Origin of the sequence: Streptomyces puniciscabiei (genome assembly GCF_006715785.1) — a bacterium.
Taxonomy (GTDB): Bacteria; Actinomycetota; Actinomycetes; order Streptomycetales; family Streptomycetaceae; genus Streptomyces; species Streptomyces puniciscabiei.
This window is the reverse complement of record NZ_VFNX01000001.1, coordinates 2,100,216-2,115,115: the sequence shown is the minus strand read 5'-3', so window position 1 is coordinate 2,115,115 and position 14,900 is coordinate 2,100,216. Positions and strand designations below refer to the sequence as shown.

The following is a 14,900-nucleotide window of genomic DNA, read 5'->3' as shown; positions in this document are numbered from 1 at the left end:
CGGTTACTCATCCGTAGAGTAGTGCTGGGCCTGGGTGTCGGCAGTGCGGCGTTTCCCACACCTAGGGTGACTTGCATGACGCCGCACAATGCATCAGATGACAGCCGTTCCGATGACAGCCGTGGTCCCGGTGACGGCCGCTGGTCCGATCTGGACCGTCCGCCCCTGAACACCGTGGCGCTGCGCCGCGGGCTGGTCCGGGAGGGGAGCCTGTACAGCGCGGTGGACGTGGTGCAGCGCACCGGCTCCACCAACTCGGACCTGGTCGCCCGGGTCGCCGCGGGGCAGGCCGGTGAGGGCGCGGTGCTGGTCGCGGAGGAGCAGACCGCGGGCAAGGGGCGGCTGGACCGCCGGTGGACGGCGCCGGCGCGCTCGGGCCTGTTCTTCTCCGTGTACCTGCGGCCCGCCGAGGTGCCTGTGGCCCGGTGGGGCTGGCTGCCGCTGCTCACGGGTGTCGCCGTGGCGACCGGGCTGGCCCGGGCGGCGGGCGTGGACACGGCCCTGAAGTGGCCGAACGACGTGCTGGTGACCGTGAGCGGAGAGGAGCGCAAGGCGGGGGGCATCCTCGCCGAGCGGGCCGGTGCGGACGGTGTGGTCATCGGCGTCGGCATCAACGTCACGCTGCGGGCGGAGGAGCTGCCGGTGCCGCAGGCGGGGTCGCTGGCGCTGGCGGGTGCGGTGAGCACGGACCGGGATCCGCTGCTGCGGGCGGTGCTGCGGGCGCTGGAGGACTGGTACGGGCGGTGGCGCTCGGCCGGGGGTGATCCGTCGGTGAGCGGGCTCCAGGAGGCGTACGCGGCGGGGTGCGCGACGCTGGGGCGCACCGTGCGGGCCGAGTTGCCGGGGGAGCGTTCGATCGTGGGCGAGGCGGTGGCGGTCGACGGGGACGGGCGTCTCGTCATCGCGACGGAGGCCGGCGTGCAGGAGCCGGTGGGGGCGGGGGACATCGTGCACCTGCGGCCTGCGTGACGGTGCCCTGCGCCGGTGCGGGGCGGGGGTTGGGTCGCTTGCCCGCGCTTGCGGGGTGCCGGTGCTTTCGAGCGCGCCTGCACTGCAGCGCCCCGTAGGGGGCGAGGGGAACTGCGCGACCGGCCACGACGGACGCGCGGCCGGCGACGGCGGGGGCGCCTCCGGACCTGCCCCGATGCGGGGGTCTGGGGGCGGCAGCCCCCGGGGTGGCCGGCAGCGGCACCCGCACGCGCACCCGGCACCGGGAAGGGAACCCGCGGCCGAACCCAACGGAGTGAGCTGGCGCACACCTGCCGTAGAGTTGAGGCCGGTCGATACCTGACCGCGGCAGATCGGAAGGGCAGCAGGCGTGACCGTCGACGACACGGGCTCCGGCGCGGACGCGGACGGCCGGGTGGACCCTCCCCAGGAGCGGGGGGACGCCCATGCCGCCGGTCCCGGCGAGGACCCGCTGGCCCTGCGCCTCGAACAGCTCATCCTGGGCGCCGAGCGCCGTTACACGCCGTTCCAGGCGGCCCGCAGCGCCGGTGTCTCCATGGAGCTGGCGTCCCGGTTCTGGCGGGCCATGGGTTTCGCGGACATCGGACAGGCCAAGGCGCTGACGGAGGCCGATGTGCTGGCTCTGCGCCGGCTCGCGGGTCTGGTGGAGGCGGGGCTGCTCAGCGAGGCCATGGCGGTGCAGGTGGCCCGGTCCACCGGGCAGACCACCGCCCGTTTGGCCGAGTGGCAGATGGATTCCTTCCTGGAGGGCCTGACCGAGCCGCCCGAGCCCGGGATGACCCGCACCGAGGTGACGTACCCGATCGTCGAGCTGCTCCTGCCCGAGCTGGAGGAGTTCCTGGTCTATGTGTGGCGGCGCCAGCTCGCCGCCTCGGCCGGGCGGGTCGTGCAGTCGGCGGACGACGAGGAGATGGTGGACCGGCGGCTCGCCGTCGGCTTCGCCGATCTGGTCGGGTTCACCCGGCTGACCCGCCGGATGGAGGAGGAGGAGCTCGGGGAACTGGTCGAGGCCTTCGAGACCACCGCGGCGGATCTGGTGGCGGCGCGTGGTGGCCGGCTCATCAAGACCCTCGGTGACGAGGTGCTGTACGCGGCGGACGACGCGGGTACGGCTGCGGACATCGCGCTGCGGCTGGTGGAGACGCTGTCGAACGACGAGACGATGCCGGAGCTGCGGGTCGGCATGGCGTTCGGCACGGTCACCACTCGTATGGGTGATGTGTTCGGTACGACGGTGAACCTGGCCTCCCGGCTGACGTCGATAGCCCCCCGGGACGCCGTGCTGGTGGACAGCGCCTTCGCCGAGGAGCTGATCCGCACCGGTGAGGCGCCCGCTTCCGAGGCGGAGGCGGCCGAGGCCGCGGCGGCCGCCGAGAAGGAGGGCGAGGAGCCGCCGAAGTACCGCTTCGCGCTCCAGCCGATGTGGCAGCGCCCGGTGCGCGGACTCGGCGTGGTCGAGCCCTGGTTGCTGGCCCGCCGCGACAGTCAGCCGTGACGCTTCTCCGGGCGCTTCGCTAGCGGTCGGTGCCGCGGGTGGTGTTCACGCACAGGCCCAGCACGGGTACGCACAGCCCGCCCGGGCCCGGGTCCGTGGTGCTGTGGGTGGGCGTCGGGGTGGTCGGGGCCGGGCGGCCGGTCGTCGGGGCCGGGTCCGGGGCGGACGTCGTCCCCGAGGGCAGGGGTGCGCTGCCCGGGGTGGAGACCGCGGTGGTCGGCAGGCCGGGCGCGGTCGGTACGGCGGTGGTCTCTGCCGATGCGCTGGGCGAGGCCGGGCCGGTGGGTGTGGCCGTGGGTGTCGGCGCGAGGCTTCTGCCGCCCATGACGGAGGTCGCCGAGGGCAGCGCGGTCGGGCCGGCGGTGACCGAGGCAGCGGTGTCCGCCGCGTGGTCCGTGGCGCCGCCGCCCGCGCCGGAGCGGGGCTCGGCCTCCGCCGTGCCCGGGGCGCCGACCCCCGACTCCGACGAGACACGGACCAGGCTGAGCACGCCCGCCGCCAGGGCGAGACCGCCGGCGGCGAGCAGCACCTTGCGCGGGCGCGGTTTGCGGTGCCGCCCACGCCGTACGGGCCCTTCTTCCCCGTCTTCCGTACGGGCCTCTTCAGGTATCGGTGCCATGGTTCCCCTCCCCGGTTCCCCTCCCGGCCGCGCCCCGGGCGGGCCGTGGCGGACGCACGCTATGCGTTCCTGTGGGCGATGTGGGGTGAGACGGCCGGGATGTCACTCGAACGGGCGTAGCCCCCTGGACTTTCCCGGGATCGGGTTCGGCTGCGATGATCGGTCCGAGCGGTGCGTTAACCCGCGTTAACACGTGAGCCGGAGGGTGTCATGAGCGAGGAGCGGTTCGGGGAGTTCGTGCTGGTGCGGCGGCACGGGCATGTCGCGGAGCTGGTCATGGACCGGCCCAAGGCCATGAACGCCGTCTCGACGGAGATGGCCCGCTCCCTCTCCGCCGCGTGCGCGGCGCTGGCCGCCGACCGGGACGCGCGCGTGGTGGTGCTGACCTCGTCCCACGAGCGGGCGTTCTGCGTCGGCGCGGACCTGAAGGAGCGCAACTCCTTCAGCGACCCGGATCTGCTGCGGCAGCGGCCGGTGACGCGCGGCGCGTACACCGGGGTGCTGGAGCTGCCGATGCCGACGATCGCGGCGGTGCACGGTTTCGCGCTGGGCGGGGGTTTCGAACTCGCCCTGTCCTGCGACCTGATCGTGGCCGACCGTACGGCGGTGGTCGGGCTGCCGGAGGTGTCCGTGGGCGTGATCCCGGGCGGTGGCGGTACCCAGCTGCTGCCCCGGCGGGTCGGGGCGGCGCGGGCGGCCGAGCTGATCTTCTCCGCGCGGCGGGTGGAGGCGGCGGAGGCGGCCGGGCTGGGGCTCGTCGACCGGCTCGTGGACGAGGGCCGCGACCGCGAGGAGGCGCTGGCCCTGGCCGCCGCCATCGCCGGCAACTCCCCGGTCGGCCTCCGCGCCGCCAAGCGCGCACTTCGGCTGGGGCATGGGCTCGATCTCCGGGCGGGCCTGGAGGTGGAGGACGCCGCATGGCGTTCGGTGGCCTTCTCGGGCGACCGCGCGGAGGGAGTGGCGGCCTTCAACGAGAAGCGCAAGCCGGAGTGGCCGGGGGAGTAGGGGGCGCGGGACTGTGTCGATGTGCGGCTCCGCCGCGTGGGCGCGACCGGCCGCGACGGAACCGCACCCGGCGACGGCCCGCGGTCCCGAGCTGTCGGCCGCGCACTCCCCCCTGATCGCCGCATCAATGTCCCGCAACCGGCAAATCATCCCTAACCTGGAGTAATGGGCGAGGATAGGCGGCTGGCCGCGGTCGTGGCGCTGGCGCAGGGGATGGCGGCGGCGCACACCCCGCGGGACTCGTGGCAGGCCGCCGCGCTCGGCGCCTGCCGGGCGCTGGACGGCAGCTTCGCCGCGCTGTCGGTGTGGGAGCGCGAACTGGGCCGGCTGCGGGTCCTCGTGAACGTGGGCGACCGGCGCCCGGACGAGGAGGAGTTCCCCGAGTCCGAGGCCTATCCGGTGCACCAGTTCCCGGAGATCACCGAGTTCCTGCACGAGCGGTGGGCCGGCGGGGGCGGGCCGAACGCGTGGGTGGAGACCGCCGAGGGCACCGCCGCCGGAACCCCTGGCTATTTCCATCAGCGCGTCGCCGCCCTGCGCCGCCGGGGGCGCGGCTGTTGTGTCGTCGCTCCGGTCCTGCTGCACGGCAGGGCATGGGGCGAGTTGTACGTCGCCCGTGCCGTCGGTGACCCCGTGTTCGGCCGGGCCGACGCCGACTTCGCCACCGTGCTGGCCGCCGTCGCCGCCGCCGGGCTCGCGCAGACCGAGCGGCTGGAGGAGGCCCGCCGGCTCGCGTACACCGACGCCCTCACCGGACTCGCCAACCGGCGGGCCGTGGACGTACGCCTGGAGGAGGCGGTCGAGCGGCACCGTACGGAGGGCGTCGTCGTCAGTCTCGTCGTCTGCGATCTCAACGGGCTCAAGCGGGTCAACGACACCCTGGGGCATGCCGTCGGGGACCGGCTGCTGGAGCGGTTCGGCTCGGTGCTGTCGCTGTGCGGTGCCATGGTGCCGGGCGCGCTGGTCGCGCGGCTCGGCGGGGACGAGTTCTGTCTGCTGGCCGTCGGGCCGGCCGCCGACGAGGTCGTCAAGGCGGCCGACGAACTGTGCCGCAGGGCAGGGGAGTTGGAGCTGGGGGAGGGCGTGGCCTGCGGGGTCGCCTCGACCGAGGATCCGGTCGGGGAGGTGCGTGACGCGCGGCGGCTGTTCCGGCTGGCCGACGCCGCCCAGTACCGGGCCAAGGCCCTGCGGGCGGACCGGCCGGTGGTGGCGGGCCGGGAGGGGCCGGAGGATCCGGTCGTACGGCTGGCCGACGAGCCGCCGCACGTGGCGCCCGCCGAGCGGCGCCGGTTCCGGGGGCGCCGGCCGTAGGGCGGGGTTCCCCGGGGTGAGGCGAAGCCCACACGGACCGGTAAGGGTCGCTCCCGTACTCCACTAGTGACAGCGTGGCATTCAATGCGTACGCTCCTGAATATGGATATGCACACTGTGGTGGTGGGGACGTCGGGTGTCACGGCGTCCGACGTGCTCGCCGTGGCGCGCGGCGGTGCCCGCGTCGAGTTGTCGGCCGAGGCGGTGACGGCCCTCGCGGCGGCCCGCGAGATCGTGGACGCGCTGGCGGCCAAGCCGGACCCGGTCTACGGCGTCTCGACCGGCTTCGGCGCCCTGGCGACCCGGCACATCAGCCAGGAACTGCGCGCCCAGCTGCAGCGCAACATCGTCCGCTCGCACGCCGCCGGCATGGGCCCGCGGGTCGAGCGCGAGGTCGTACGGGCGCTGATGTTCCTGCGGCTGAAGACCGTCTGCTCCGGACACACCGGCGTGCGGCCCGAGGTCGCGCAGACCATGGCCGATGTGCTCAACGCCGGGATCACCCCGGTCGTGCACGAGTACGGCTCCCTCGGCTGCTCCGGCGACCTGGCCCCGCTCTCCCACTGCGCCCTGACCCTCATGGGAGAGGGCGACGCGGAGGGCCCCGACGGCACCGTCCGCCCCGCCGGTGAGCTGCTCGCCGCGCACGGCATCAAGCCGGTCGAACTGCGCGAGAAGGAGGGCCTGGCCCTCCTCAACGGCACCGACGGCATGCTCGGCATGCTGGTCATGGCCCTCGCCGACCTCGACACCCTGTACAAGTCCGCCGATGTGACCGCCGCGTTGAGCCTGGAGGCGCTGCTCGGCACCGACAAGGTGCTGGCGCCCGAGCTGCACGCGATCCGCCCGCACCCGGGGCAGGGTGCCTCCGCCGCCAACATGCTGGCCGTGCTGAAGGGTTCGCAGCTCACCGGGCACCACCAGGACGACGCCCCCCGCGTCCAGGACGCCTACTCCGTGCGCTGCGCCCCGCAGGTCGCCGGCGCCGGGCGCGACACCATGGCGCACGCCCGGCTGGTCGCCGAGCGGGAGCTGGCCTCCGCCGTCGACAACCCGGTCGTGCTGCCCGACGGCCGCGTGGAGTCCAACGGCAACTTCCACGGCGCGCCCGTCGCCTACGTCCTGGACTTCCTCGCCATCGCGGCGGCCGACCTCGGCTCCATCGCCGAGCGCCGCACCGACCGGCTGCTGGACAAGAACCGCAGCCACGGGCTGCCGCCGTTCCTCGCCGACGACGCGGGGGTCGACTCCGGGCTGATGATCGCCCAGTACACGCAGGCCGCGCTGGTCAGCGAGCTGAAGCGGCTCGCCGTACCCGCCTCCGCGGACTCCATCCCGTCCTCCGCCATGCAGGAGGACCACGTGTCCATGGGCTGGTCGGCCGCGCGCAAGCTGCGCACCGCCGTCGGCAACCTCACCCGGATCATCGCGATCGAGCTGTACGCGGCCACCCGCGCCATCGAGCTGCGTGAGGGCCTCGCCCCGGCGCCCGCCTCGCAGGCCGTGATCGAGGCCGTGCGTGCCGCCGGGGTGCAGGGTCCGGGCCCGGACCGGTTCCTGGCGCCCGACCTGGCCGCCGCCGACGCGTTCGTGCGCGGCGGACACCTCGTCGCCGCGGTGGAGGCCGTCACCGGCCCGCTGCAGTAACGTCCCGGCAGGACAAGAGGGGCCCCGCCGTGTGCGGGGCCCCTGTCGTCACGTCACTTCAGCTTCGCCTGCTGGGCCTTGACGACCTCCGGTGACACCGCGTACGCCTTCTTGTCCATCATCGCGCCCAGGTTCGACGTGAAGTAGACCGACAGGGTGGTCCCGGTCCGGACCACCTCGGCGTGGACGGGCGCCGGGTCCCCGTCGCCGGTGTCCATGGTCGCGGTGAACGCCACCAACCCGTCCCCGGTGGCCGTGGCCTTCTCCTCGGCGACCTTGGTGAACTTCGTCCTCGTGCCCGACTGTGCGGCGGGGAAGCCGCTCGCACAGCCCTGCACGGCGGTGCGGACCGTGGCGAGCGCCTTCTCGGCGCCGGCCCCGTCGTACGAGGCCAGGGTGACCGTGGTGACGTCCCGGTCCAGGGACTTGTGGATCGCTTCCTCGAACTTCCCGTCGGCCAGGTCCTTCATGGAAGTCGCCTTGTCCGTGGGGTCCTTCACCTGGTTCTCCGTGGCCAGCCGGTCGGTCTGCGCCGCCGCCTCGACCGGCGGGAGCCCGCTCATCACGCGGGCCAGCGGCCGGCACAGATCGCTGGCGGTCGTGATCGGCTCGGCGCGGGTGGCGGGAACCGGTGCCACCTTGTAGCCGGGCACCTCACCCTGGGCGACGATCAGCTTCTTCAACTCCGTGGCGCTCAGCGCCTTCGCGGCCGTACCGGAGTCCTTCGCGTCCCCGCCCGAACCCCCGCCGGAACAGCCCGTGACAAGGGCGAACGACAGTGCACCCAGAACCGCGGCGGCGCACAGCCGTACGCCCGATGATCTCTTCATGGCCGAACTATGTGCGGCCCGTCAAAGGATCGTCAAGGGGAATTAAAACCCCATGCGTTCGCGGCGCACCGAATAGACCACGAAGCCGGCGCCCACGCCGAGGAAGAGGGTGCCGCCGACGACGTACGGCGTGGTGTCGATGCTTCCGGTGTCGGCGAGTTCGGTGCCGTCCGCCGCCTCCTGCGCGGTCTCGGCGGTCGCCTGCGACACGGCCCTGGCCTGCTCGGTCAGGTGCGTGGCAGAGGCTTCCGCGCTCGCTCTCGCCGTGGTGTCCGCCTGGGAGTCCTGCGACGCGTTCGCGGACGGGACGAACCACAGCGCGCACAGCAGAGTGCCCGCGGCGGTGGCGGTCAGCAGCGGACGGCGAGCGGATGACACGGAATATCGATCCCCTTGTGAGGCTGGCGAATTGGCCGTGGGGAGCGATGTTAGTGAAAGTCGCGGGTCACAGGAAAGTCACGGGAGGTTTCGGTCGTACGCTCGCGCCATGAACGCTGAAGAGACATCACGTTATGTACGGCTTCGAGTGGAGATCGTCCTCGAGGTGCAGGACGAGGACGAGGTGAGCAAGGCCGCGCTGCGCCGGCTCGCCGCCGATCCGGAGCTGCCGGAGGCGGAGCGGGCCCAGGCCGAGGGTGCTGTGACGGAAGACACCGCGGAGGCCCTGGCGTATCTCGTGGACCCGTTCGACCTGGTCAGCGAGGTGCCCGGGGTGGAACTCCAGCAGGCGTCCTGGTCGAGTGAGCGGATCGACTACGACCCGGACTCGCCGGACTGGGACCTGGATGAGGAAGATGGAGCGGACGACGAAGAAGAGGACGGCATCGGCTGAGCGTCCCGGGGCACCCTGACCCCGGACGGCAACCGCCGTCCGGGGTTTCGTCGTCCTGGGGGGCGCACGGACCGACTCCCGCAACACCCGCGCACCGTGGACGTGGTGTGCCCCACAGATCCTCAGGATGTGGAACGGGACGGCACGGCCGTAGCGTTGACGGTTTCTACGGGGGCTCTCGGGGTTTTTGGCGACTCGGCAACGATGGAGAAGCGTGTGATGACGGACAGTAAGCGGCGCAAGGGCCTGATGGCCGCGTCCGCTCTGCTCGGTGGTGTCCTGGCCCTCACGGGCTGTTCCGGCGGCGGCAACGCCAAGGCGTCCGACAAGGGCGAATCCTCACAGGCCCAGGCCGACGCGGCGGCGGCGAAGAAGTCCTCGCAGGCGCAGATCACGATCACGCCGAAGGACGGCACCGACAACGCCTCGATCAACAACTCCGCCGCAGTCACCGTCAGCAAGGGTACCCTCACCGGCGTCACGATGACCACCCAGGACGGCAAGGCCGTCGCCGGTCAGCTCTCCGCCGACCGGACGAGCTGGAAGCCCACCGTCCAGCTGCAGCGCTCCACCACCTACAAGGTCGCCGCGGAGGCCAAGGACTCCCAGGGCCGCATAGCCAACGAGAACGCGACCTTCACCACCGTCTCCCCGGCCAACAGCTTCATCGGCACCTACACCCCGGAGGACGGCTCCACGGTCGGCGTCGGCATGCCGGTCTCGATCAACTTCGACAAGGCGATCACCAACAAGGCGGCCGTGCAGAAGGGCGTCACGGTCACCTCCACCAGCGGCCAGGAGGTCGCCTGCCACTGGTTCAACGCCAACCGCATGGACTGCCGCCCGGAGCAGTACTGGAAGGAAGGCTCCACCGTCACCCTGAAGCTCGCCCTCGACGGCGTCCAGGGCGCGCCCGGCATCACCGGCGTGCAGCAGAAGACGGTCACCTTCCACATCGGCCGCAACCAGGTCTCCTACGTCGACGCGAAGACCAAGCAGATGAAGGTCACGGAGGACGGCAAGGTCGTCAAGACCATCCCGATCTCCGCCGGGGCCCCCGGCCACACCACCTACCAGGGGCAGATGGTGATCTCGGAGAAGTTCAAGCAGACCCGCATGAACGGCGCGACCGTCGGCTTCAAGGACTCCGACGGCAAGGGCGAGTACGACATCAAGGACGTGCCGCACGCCATGCGCCTGACCACCTCCGGCACCTTCATCCACGGCAACTACTGGGGTGCGCCGTCCGTCTTCGGCAACGTCAACACCAGCCACGGCTGTGTCGGCCTGCAGGACGCCAAGGGCGCCGGCGACCCGAACACCCCGGCCGCCTGGTTCTACAGCCACTCCCTGATCGGTGACGTGGTCGTCGTCCAGAACACCGGCGACAAGACCGTCGCCCCGGACAACGGCCTCAACGGCTGGAACATGGACTGGGCCCAGTGGAAGGCCGGCTCGGCCGTCTGACGGCCCGTCCACAGCCACCCGGTGCCGCCCCCAGTGGGCGGCACCGGTGTTTCCGGGCCTGGCCGGCCTTCTCCTTCACCTTCGCGCCCAGCGGAGCTGGAGAAGGGCAGCCCTCGTCGCCTCCTTCGGCCTTGTGCCAGGCGCCGCCCTCATGTTGGGAAAGATCACGGTAAGGGAGAACGCCGGTGCCTGATCCCTCAGTTGTGTAACGGCGACCCGGACGCGGCGTAACAGTTTTCCTTCATCATTTCTTACCGTCCTCTCGTCTATTGAGCCGTCTGATCACCCCCCGGCATACTCAGCGTGACCCCGGGGGGTTGACGATCGTCGACGTTCATATATCCACGACACTCCCCCCGACCGTGCGAACGGGGAATTCGCCCGGTACTCCATCTCCAGGGGGAGAACTTGCGCAGACAAGTGAAAAGAGCTGCTGCGGCCGGCGTCGCCACGGCCGCAGCCGTCGCCCTCGCAGCGGGTATGACCAGCCCGGCGTCGGCGAAGCCCGCGGTGCCCACCACGGCCGCCGCCTCCGCGCTCACCGCCAGGACCCATGTCACGCTCATCACCGGTGACCGTGTCGCCCTCGACGCCGAGGGCCGGATCGTCGGCCTTCAGCGGGCCAGGGGCCGTGAGCACATACCCGTCCAGATCCGCAGGACCGAGGGCCACACGCTGGTCGTGCCGGCCGACGCGGCCCACCTGGTCGCCTCCGGCAAGCTGGACCAGCGCCTGTTCGACGTCACCGAGCTGAACAAGGCGGCCACCCGCCGGGCCCAGAAGAACGGCCTGAAGGTCATCGTCGGCTACCGCGGCTCCGCCGCGGCCGCCAAGGCCGGCGTCCGGGGCACGGGCCATCTGCGGCGCACCCTGCGCGCCCTCGACGCCGACGCCGTACAGACGCCGGTCAACGGCACCGCCGCGCTCTGGCACGCCGTCACCCACGGGGACGACACCGCCTCCGGCATCGCCCACGTCTGGCTCGACGGCGTCCGCAAGGCCTCCCTCGACAAGTCCGTGCCGCAGATCGGCGCCCCGGTCGCGTGGAAGGCCGGATACACCGGCAAGGGCGTGAAGGTCGCCGTCCTGGACACCGGTGTGGACACCAGCCACCCGGACCTCAAGGACCAGGTGATCGCGTCCAAGAACTTCTCCGGCGCCGCCGACGCCAAGGACCACTACGGGCACGGCACCCACGTCGCCTCGATCGTGGCGGGCACCGGCGCCAAGTCCGGCGGCACGTACAGGGGAGTCGCCCCGGACGCCAGGATCCTCAACGGCAAGGTCCTCGACGACACCGGCTCCGGTGACGACTCCGGCATCCTCGCCGGCATGGAGTGGGCGGCCCAGCAGGGCGCGTCCGTCGTCAACCTCAGCCTCGGCGGCTACGACAGCCCGGGCATCGACCCGCTCGAGGCCGAGGTCAACAAGCTGTCCGCCACCAAGGGCATCCTGTTCGCGATCGCCGCGGGCAACGACGGCCCGCACTCGATCGGCTCGCCGGGCAGCGCGGACGCCGCGCTCACCGTCGGCGCCGTCGACAAGAAGGACAAGCTCGCCGACTTCTCCTCCACCGGCCCGCGCCTCGGCGACTACGCCATCAAGCCGGACGTCACCGCGCCCGGCGTGGACATCACCGCCGCCGCGGCCAAGGGCAGCGTCATCGACCAGGAGGTCGGCGAGAAGCCCGAGGGCTACCTGACCATCTCCGGCACCTCGATGGCCACCCCGCACGTCGCGGGCGCCGCCGCGATCCTGAAGCAGGAGCATCCCGACTGGGGCTACGCCGAGCTGAAGGGCGCGCTGACCGGCTCCGCCAAGGGCGGCAACTACACGCCGTACCAGCAGGGTTCGGGCCGCATCGCGGTGGACAGGGCCTACCGGCAGACCGTCATCGCCGACCCGGTGTCGGTGAACTTCGGGCTGCAGCAGTGGCCGCACACCGACGACAAGCCGGTCACCAAGAAGGTGACGTACCGCAACCTCGGAGACAAGGACGTCACGCTCACGCTGAGCAGCACCGCCCTCGACCCCAAGGGCCACGCGGCACCGTCGGGCCTGTTCACGCTCGGCGCGACCACGCTGACGGTCCCGGCGCACGGCAGGGCCTCCGTCGGCCTCACCGCGAACACCAGGCTGGGCGGCACCCTCGACGGCGCCTACTCCGCGTACGTCACCGCGACCGGCGCCGGCCAGACGGTCCGCACGGCCGCCGCGGTGCAGCGCGAGGTGGAGTCGTACGACGTCACGGTGAAGGTCATCGGCCGTGACGGCAAGCCGGGCAGGTACTACAACGCCGACCTCAGCGGTGTGTCCGGCCTGGCGAGCGGCACGCAGGTGAGCCCGTACGACCCGTCCGGCACGGTGAAGGTGCGCCTGCCGAAGGGCACGTACCTGCTCAACTCCGCGGTCTTCGTGGACAAGGACGGCACCAAGGGCGCCGACTGGATCGTCCAGCCGAAGCTGACCGTCGCCAAGAAGCAGACCGTCACGATCGACGCGCGCAGGGCCAAGCCGGTGGACATCACCGTCCCGGCCCCGGGCGCGAAGCCGGAGTTCGCCTCCCCGGGGTACTCCCTGACGCTCGCCGACAACGAGTACAGCTACAGCTGGTTCCTGGACTCGTACAAGAACTTCCGCACCGCCCACCTGGGCCCGCGGCTGCCCACCGGCGAGCTGTTCCAGCAGTGGGACGGCCACTGGAGCAAGGGGGCGAACGAGGAGTACGACGTGACCTCCGGCGGCCCCGTCAAGCAGCTCGCCACCGGCTACACCAAGCACTGGAAGGCGAGTGAGCTGGCCACCGTCAAGGCCCGGCTCGGTGCCTCCGCGCGCGGCAAGACCGGCTCGATCTCCGCGACCGGCTGGCTGCCCGGCAGCTCCGGCGCCTCCTCCATCGACATCCCGCAGCAGCTGCCCGGCACCCGCACCCTGCACCTGTCCGCGGGCGGCGGGGTCCTCTGGAACCTGGACTTCAGCCAGTACGGCGGGCGCGACCAGGACGGCTTCCCGATCCAGGACGCGGGCTACACGCTCGGCCAGTCCTCCTACAAGGCCGGCCACAGCTACACGAAGACGGTCGGCACCGCGGTCTTCGGCCCGCACCTCAGCAAGGACCTCGGCCTGTTCCGCACCGGCAACGAGATCTACGGTGCGCTGCCGCTGTTCGCCGACTCCGCCAGGCACGCCGGGTACTCGGAGTTCACCTCGGTGAACACGACCCTGTACCGCGACGGCGCCAAGGTCGGCTCCACCGACGACCCGCTGTTCGGTGAGCAGACCTTCAAGGTCCCGGCCGGTGACGCCGCGTACCGGCTGACCACTTCGGTCAGGCGCTCGGCGAAGGTCGCCCAGGCCTCCTCGCGGATCGACGCGACCTGGACCTTCCGCTCCCGGAAGACGTCCGGCACCGCGAGCCGGCTCCCGGCCTCCGTCCTGCACTATGGCGTCACGACCGACCTGGACAGCCGGGTCGCGGCCGGGAAGACGGTCACCTTCCCGGTCACCGTCGAGGGCTCCGCCGCGGGCGGCAACCTGAAGTCCCTCGCGGTGTACGTCTCCTACGACGGCAGGACCTTCACCAAGGTCGACGTCCGAGGTGGCAGGGTCACCGTGAAGAACCCGGCGAAGGGCAAGTCCCTCTCCTTCCGCTCCGAGATCACGGACAAGAAGGGCAATACGTCGCAGATCACCATCTACGACGCGTACTTCGGCAAGTGAGCCGTAGCGCCCGCTGAACGAGCGAGGGGCACCCGGAGCACAGGCTCCGGGTGCCCCTTCGTCGTACGAGGGCCTACGCCGACGGCACCGCCCGGCTCGCGTCCGTGCCCCAGCTGGCCAGCAGGCGCAGGGAGTCGGCGGACGGGGAGCCCGGCTCGGCGTGATAGGTGATCAGCGACTGCTCGGAGTCGGCCGCCAGGCGGAAGCCCTCGAAGTTCAAGGAGAGATCGCCGACCAGCGGGTGGTGCAAGCGCTTGACGCCATGGCTCTTCTCCTTGACGTCGTGCGTCGCCCACAGGCGGCGGAACTCCTCGCTCTTGACGGAGAGTTCGCCGACGAGTGCCGACAGCTTCGGGTCGTCCGGGTGGCAGCCCGCGTCCATCCGCAGGGCGCAGACGATGTCGATCGCCTTCTGCTCCCAGTCGATGAACAGCTCGCGGTAGTCCGGGTGCAGGAACACCAGACGCGCCCAGTTGCGCTCGCCCGCCGGCAGCTCCGCCCAGTCGCCGAAGAGCGCCGCCGCCATCCGGTTCCAGGCGAGGATCTCCGAGCGGCGCCCGACGACGTACGCCGGTACGCCGTCCATCGTGTCCAGCAGCTGCCGCAGCGCGACCCGGACCTGCTGCTGCCGTGCCGCCGGCTTCTTCTTGTGCGACTTCGGCTTGGCCAGATGCGTCAGATGCGCGTGTTCGGCGTCCGTCAGCCTGAGCGCCCGGGCGATCGAGTCCAGGACCTCAGCCGAGACGTTCCGCCCGTTGCCCTGTTCCAGCCGGGTGTAGTACGCCACCGACACCCCGGCCAGCTGTGCCAGCTCCTCGCGGCGCAGCCCCGGCACCCGCCGGTGCCGTCCGAAGTCCGGCAGCCCCACGTCCTCCGGCTTCAGCCGGGCCCGCCGGCTGCGCAGGAACTCGCTCAGCTCGGCCCGCCGGTCCAGCGGCCCTCCGGTGGCGGCCGCGCCCAGCGGTTCTGAGTCCCTGTGCTCCATACGTCCAGTATTCCTGGTCG

General features: G+C 71.9%; 12 protein-coding genes. 8 read left to right on the top strand and 4 right to left on the bottom strand.

The window, feature by feature from the left end; all coding sequences use genetic code 11:
- Positions 1-75: 75 nt before the first annotated feature.
- Complete coding sequence (locus FB563_RS09445; RefSeq protein ID WP_142218588.1) at positions 76-969, top strand: biotin--[acetyl-CoA-carboxylase] ligase; 894 nt, start codon at positions 76-78, stop codon at positions 967-969.
- A gap of 349 nt (positions 970-1,318) precedes the next feature.
- Positions 1,319-2,464, top strand: a complete 1,146-nt coding sequence (locus FB563_RS09440) for an adenylate/guanylate cyclase domain-containing protein (protein ID WP_142218587.1) — start codon at positions 1,319-1,321, stop codon at positions 2,462-2,464.
- 19 nt (positions 2,465-2,483) lie between these two features.
- On the opposite strand, the gene FB563_RS09435 is transcribed toward FB563_RS09440, so the two are convergent.
- Positions 2,484-3,083: a hypothetical protein gene (locus FB563_RS09435; protein WP_234358005.1), complete on the bottom strand. Its 600-nt coding sequence runs from the start codon at positions 3,081-3,083 to the stop codon at positions 2,484-2,486.
- A gap of 210 nt (positions 3,084-3,293) precedes the next feature.
- On the opposite strand from FB563_RS09435, the gene FB563_RS09430 reads away from it, so the two are divergent.
- From FB563_RS09430 to hutH, 3 genes are all read left to right on the top strand, one after another.
- Positions 3,294-4,088, top strand: a complete 795-nt coding sequence (locus FB563_RS09430) for an enoyl-CoA hydratase/isomerase family protein (RefSeq protein ID WP_055709502.1) — start codon at positions 3,294-3,296, stop codon at positions 4,086-4,088.
- 165 nt (positions 4,089-4,253) lie between these two features.
- Complete coding sequence (locus FB563_RS09425) at positions 4,254-5,399, top strand: GGDEF domain-containing protein (RefSeq protein ID WP_055709503.1); 1,146 nt, start codon at positions 4,254-4,256, stop codon at positions 5,397-5,399.
- A gap of 108 nt (positions 5,400-5,507) precedes the next feature.
- Positions 5,508-7,046 (top strand): histidine ammonia-lyase, encoded by a 1,539-nt coding sequence (gene hutH / locus FB563_RS09420; RefSeq protein WP_055709504.1) that lies wholly within the window; start codon positions 5,508-5,510, stop codon positions 7,044-7,046.
- A gap of 53 nt (positions 7,047-7,099) precedes the next feature.
- On the opposite strand, the gene FB563_RS09415 is transcribed toward hutH, so the two are convergent.
- Entirely contained in the window at positions 7,100-7,876 is a 777-nt protein-coding gene (locus FB563_RS09415) for a hypothetical protein (RefSeq protein WP_055709505.1), read from the bottom strand.
- 42 nt (positions 7,877-7,918) lie between these two features.
- The gene (locus tag FB563_RS09410) at positions 7,919-8,254 is read right to left on the bottom strand and encodes an LPXTG cell wall anchor domain-containing protein (protein WP_055709506.1); all 336 of its coding nucleotides are present in this window, start codon (positions 8,252-8,254) and stop codon (positions 7,919-7,921) included.
- 109 nt (positions 8,255-8,363) lie between these two features.
- On the opposite strand from FB563_RS09410, the gene FB563_RS09405 reads away from it, so the two are divergent.
- The 3 genes from FB563_RS09405 to FB563_RS09390 all read left to right on the top strand — a co-directional run bounded on the left by FB563_RS09405 (position 8,364) and on the right by FB563_RS09390 (position 13,895).
- Positions 8,364-8,708, top strand: coding sequence for a hypothetical protein (locus FB563_RS09405; RefSeq protein ID WP_055709507.1), 345 nt, complete (start codon positions 8,364-8,366; stop codon positions 8,706-8,708).
- A 219-nt stretch (positions 8,709-8,927) separates the two neighbouring features.
- Entirely contained in the window at positions 8,928-10,175 is a 1,248-nt protein-coding gene (locus tag FB563_RS09400) for a L,D-transpeptidase (RefSeq protein ID WP_055709508.1), read from the top strand.
- A 420-nt stretch (positions 10,176-10,595) separates the two neighbouring features.
- The gene (locus FB563_RS09390) at positions 10,596-13,895 is read left to right on the top strand and encodes a S8 family peptidase (protein ID WP_199832991.1); all 3,300 of its coding nucleotides are present in this window, start codon (positions 10,596-10,598) and stop codon (positions 13,893-13,895) included.
- A gap of 73 nt (positions 13,896-13,968) precedes the next feature.
- On the opposite strand, the gene FB563_RS09385 is transcribed toward FB563_RS09390, so the two are convergent.
- Positions 13,969-14,880, bottom strand: coding sequence for a helix-turn-helix transcriptional regulator (locus tag FB563_RS09385; protein WP_055709510.1), 912 nt, complete (start codon positions 14,878-14,880; stop codon positions 13,969-13,971).
- Positions 14,881-14,900: the final 20 nt, after the last annotated feature.

Bases quoted from the DNA above. Each gene is read 5' to 3' on its own strand.
- FB563_RS09445 (WP_142218588.1), top strand. From the start codon at position 76: ATGACGCCGCACAATGCATCAGATGACAGCCGTTCCGATGACAGCCGT.
- FB563_RS09435 (WP_234358005.1), bottom strand. From the start codon at position 3,083: ATGGCACCGATACCTGAAGAGGCCCGTACGGAAGACGGGGAAGAAGGG.
- FB563_RS09430 (WP_055709502.1), top strand. From the start codon at position 3,294: ATGAGCGAGGAGCGGTTCGGGGAGTTCGTGCTGGTGCGGCGGCACGGG.
- FB563_RS09425 (WP_055709503.1), top strand. From the start codon at position 4,254: ATGGGCGAGGATAGGCGGCTGGCCGCGGTCGTGGCGCTGGCGCAGGGG.
- hutH (WP_055709504.1), top strand. From the start codon at position 5,508: ATGCACACTGTGGTGGTGGGGACGTCGGGTGTCACGGCGTCCGACGTG.
- FB563_RS09415 (WP_055709505.1), bottom strand. From the start codon at position 7,876: ATGAAGAGATCATCGGGCGTACGGCTGTGCGCCGCCGCGGTTCTGGGT.
- FB563_RS09405 (WP_055709507.1), top strand. From the start codon at position 8,364: ATGAACGCTGAAGAGACATCACGTTATGTACGGCTTCGAGTGGAGATC.
- FB563_RS09400 (WP_055709508.1), top strand. From the start codon at position 8,928: ATGACGGACAGTAAGCGGCGCAAGGGCCTGATGGCCGCGTCCGCTCTG.
- FB563_RS09385 (WP_055709510.1), bottom strand. From the start codon at position 14,880: ATGGAGCACAGGGACTCAGAACCGCTGGGCGCGGCCGCCACCGGAGGG.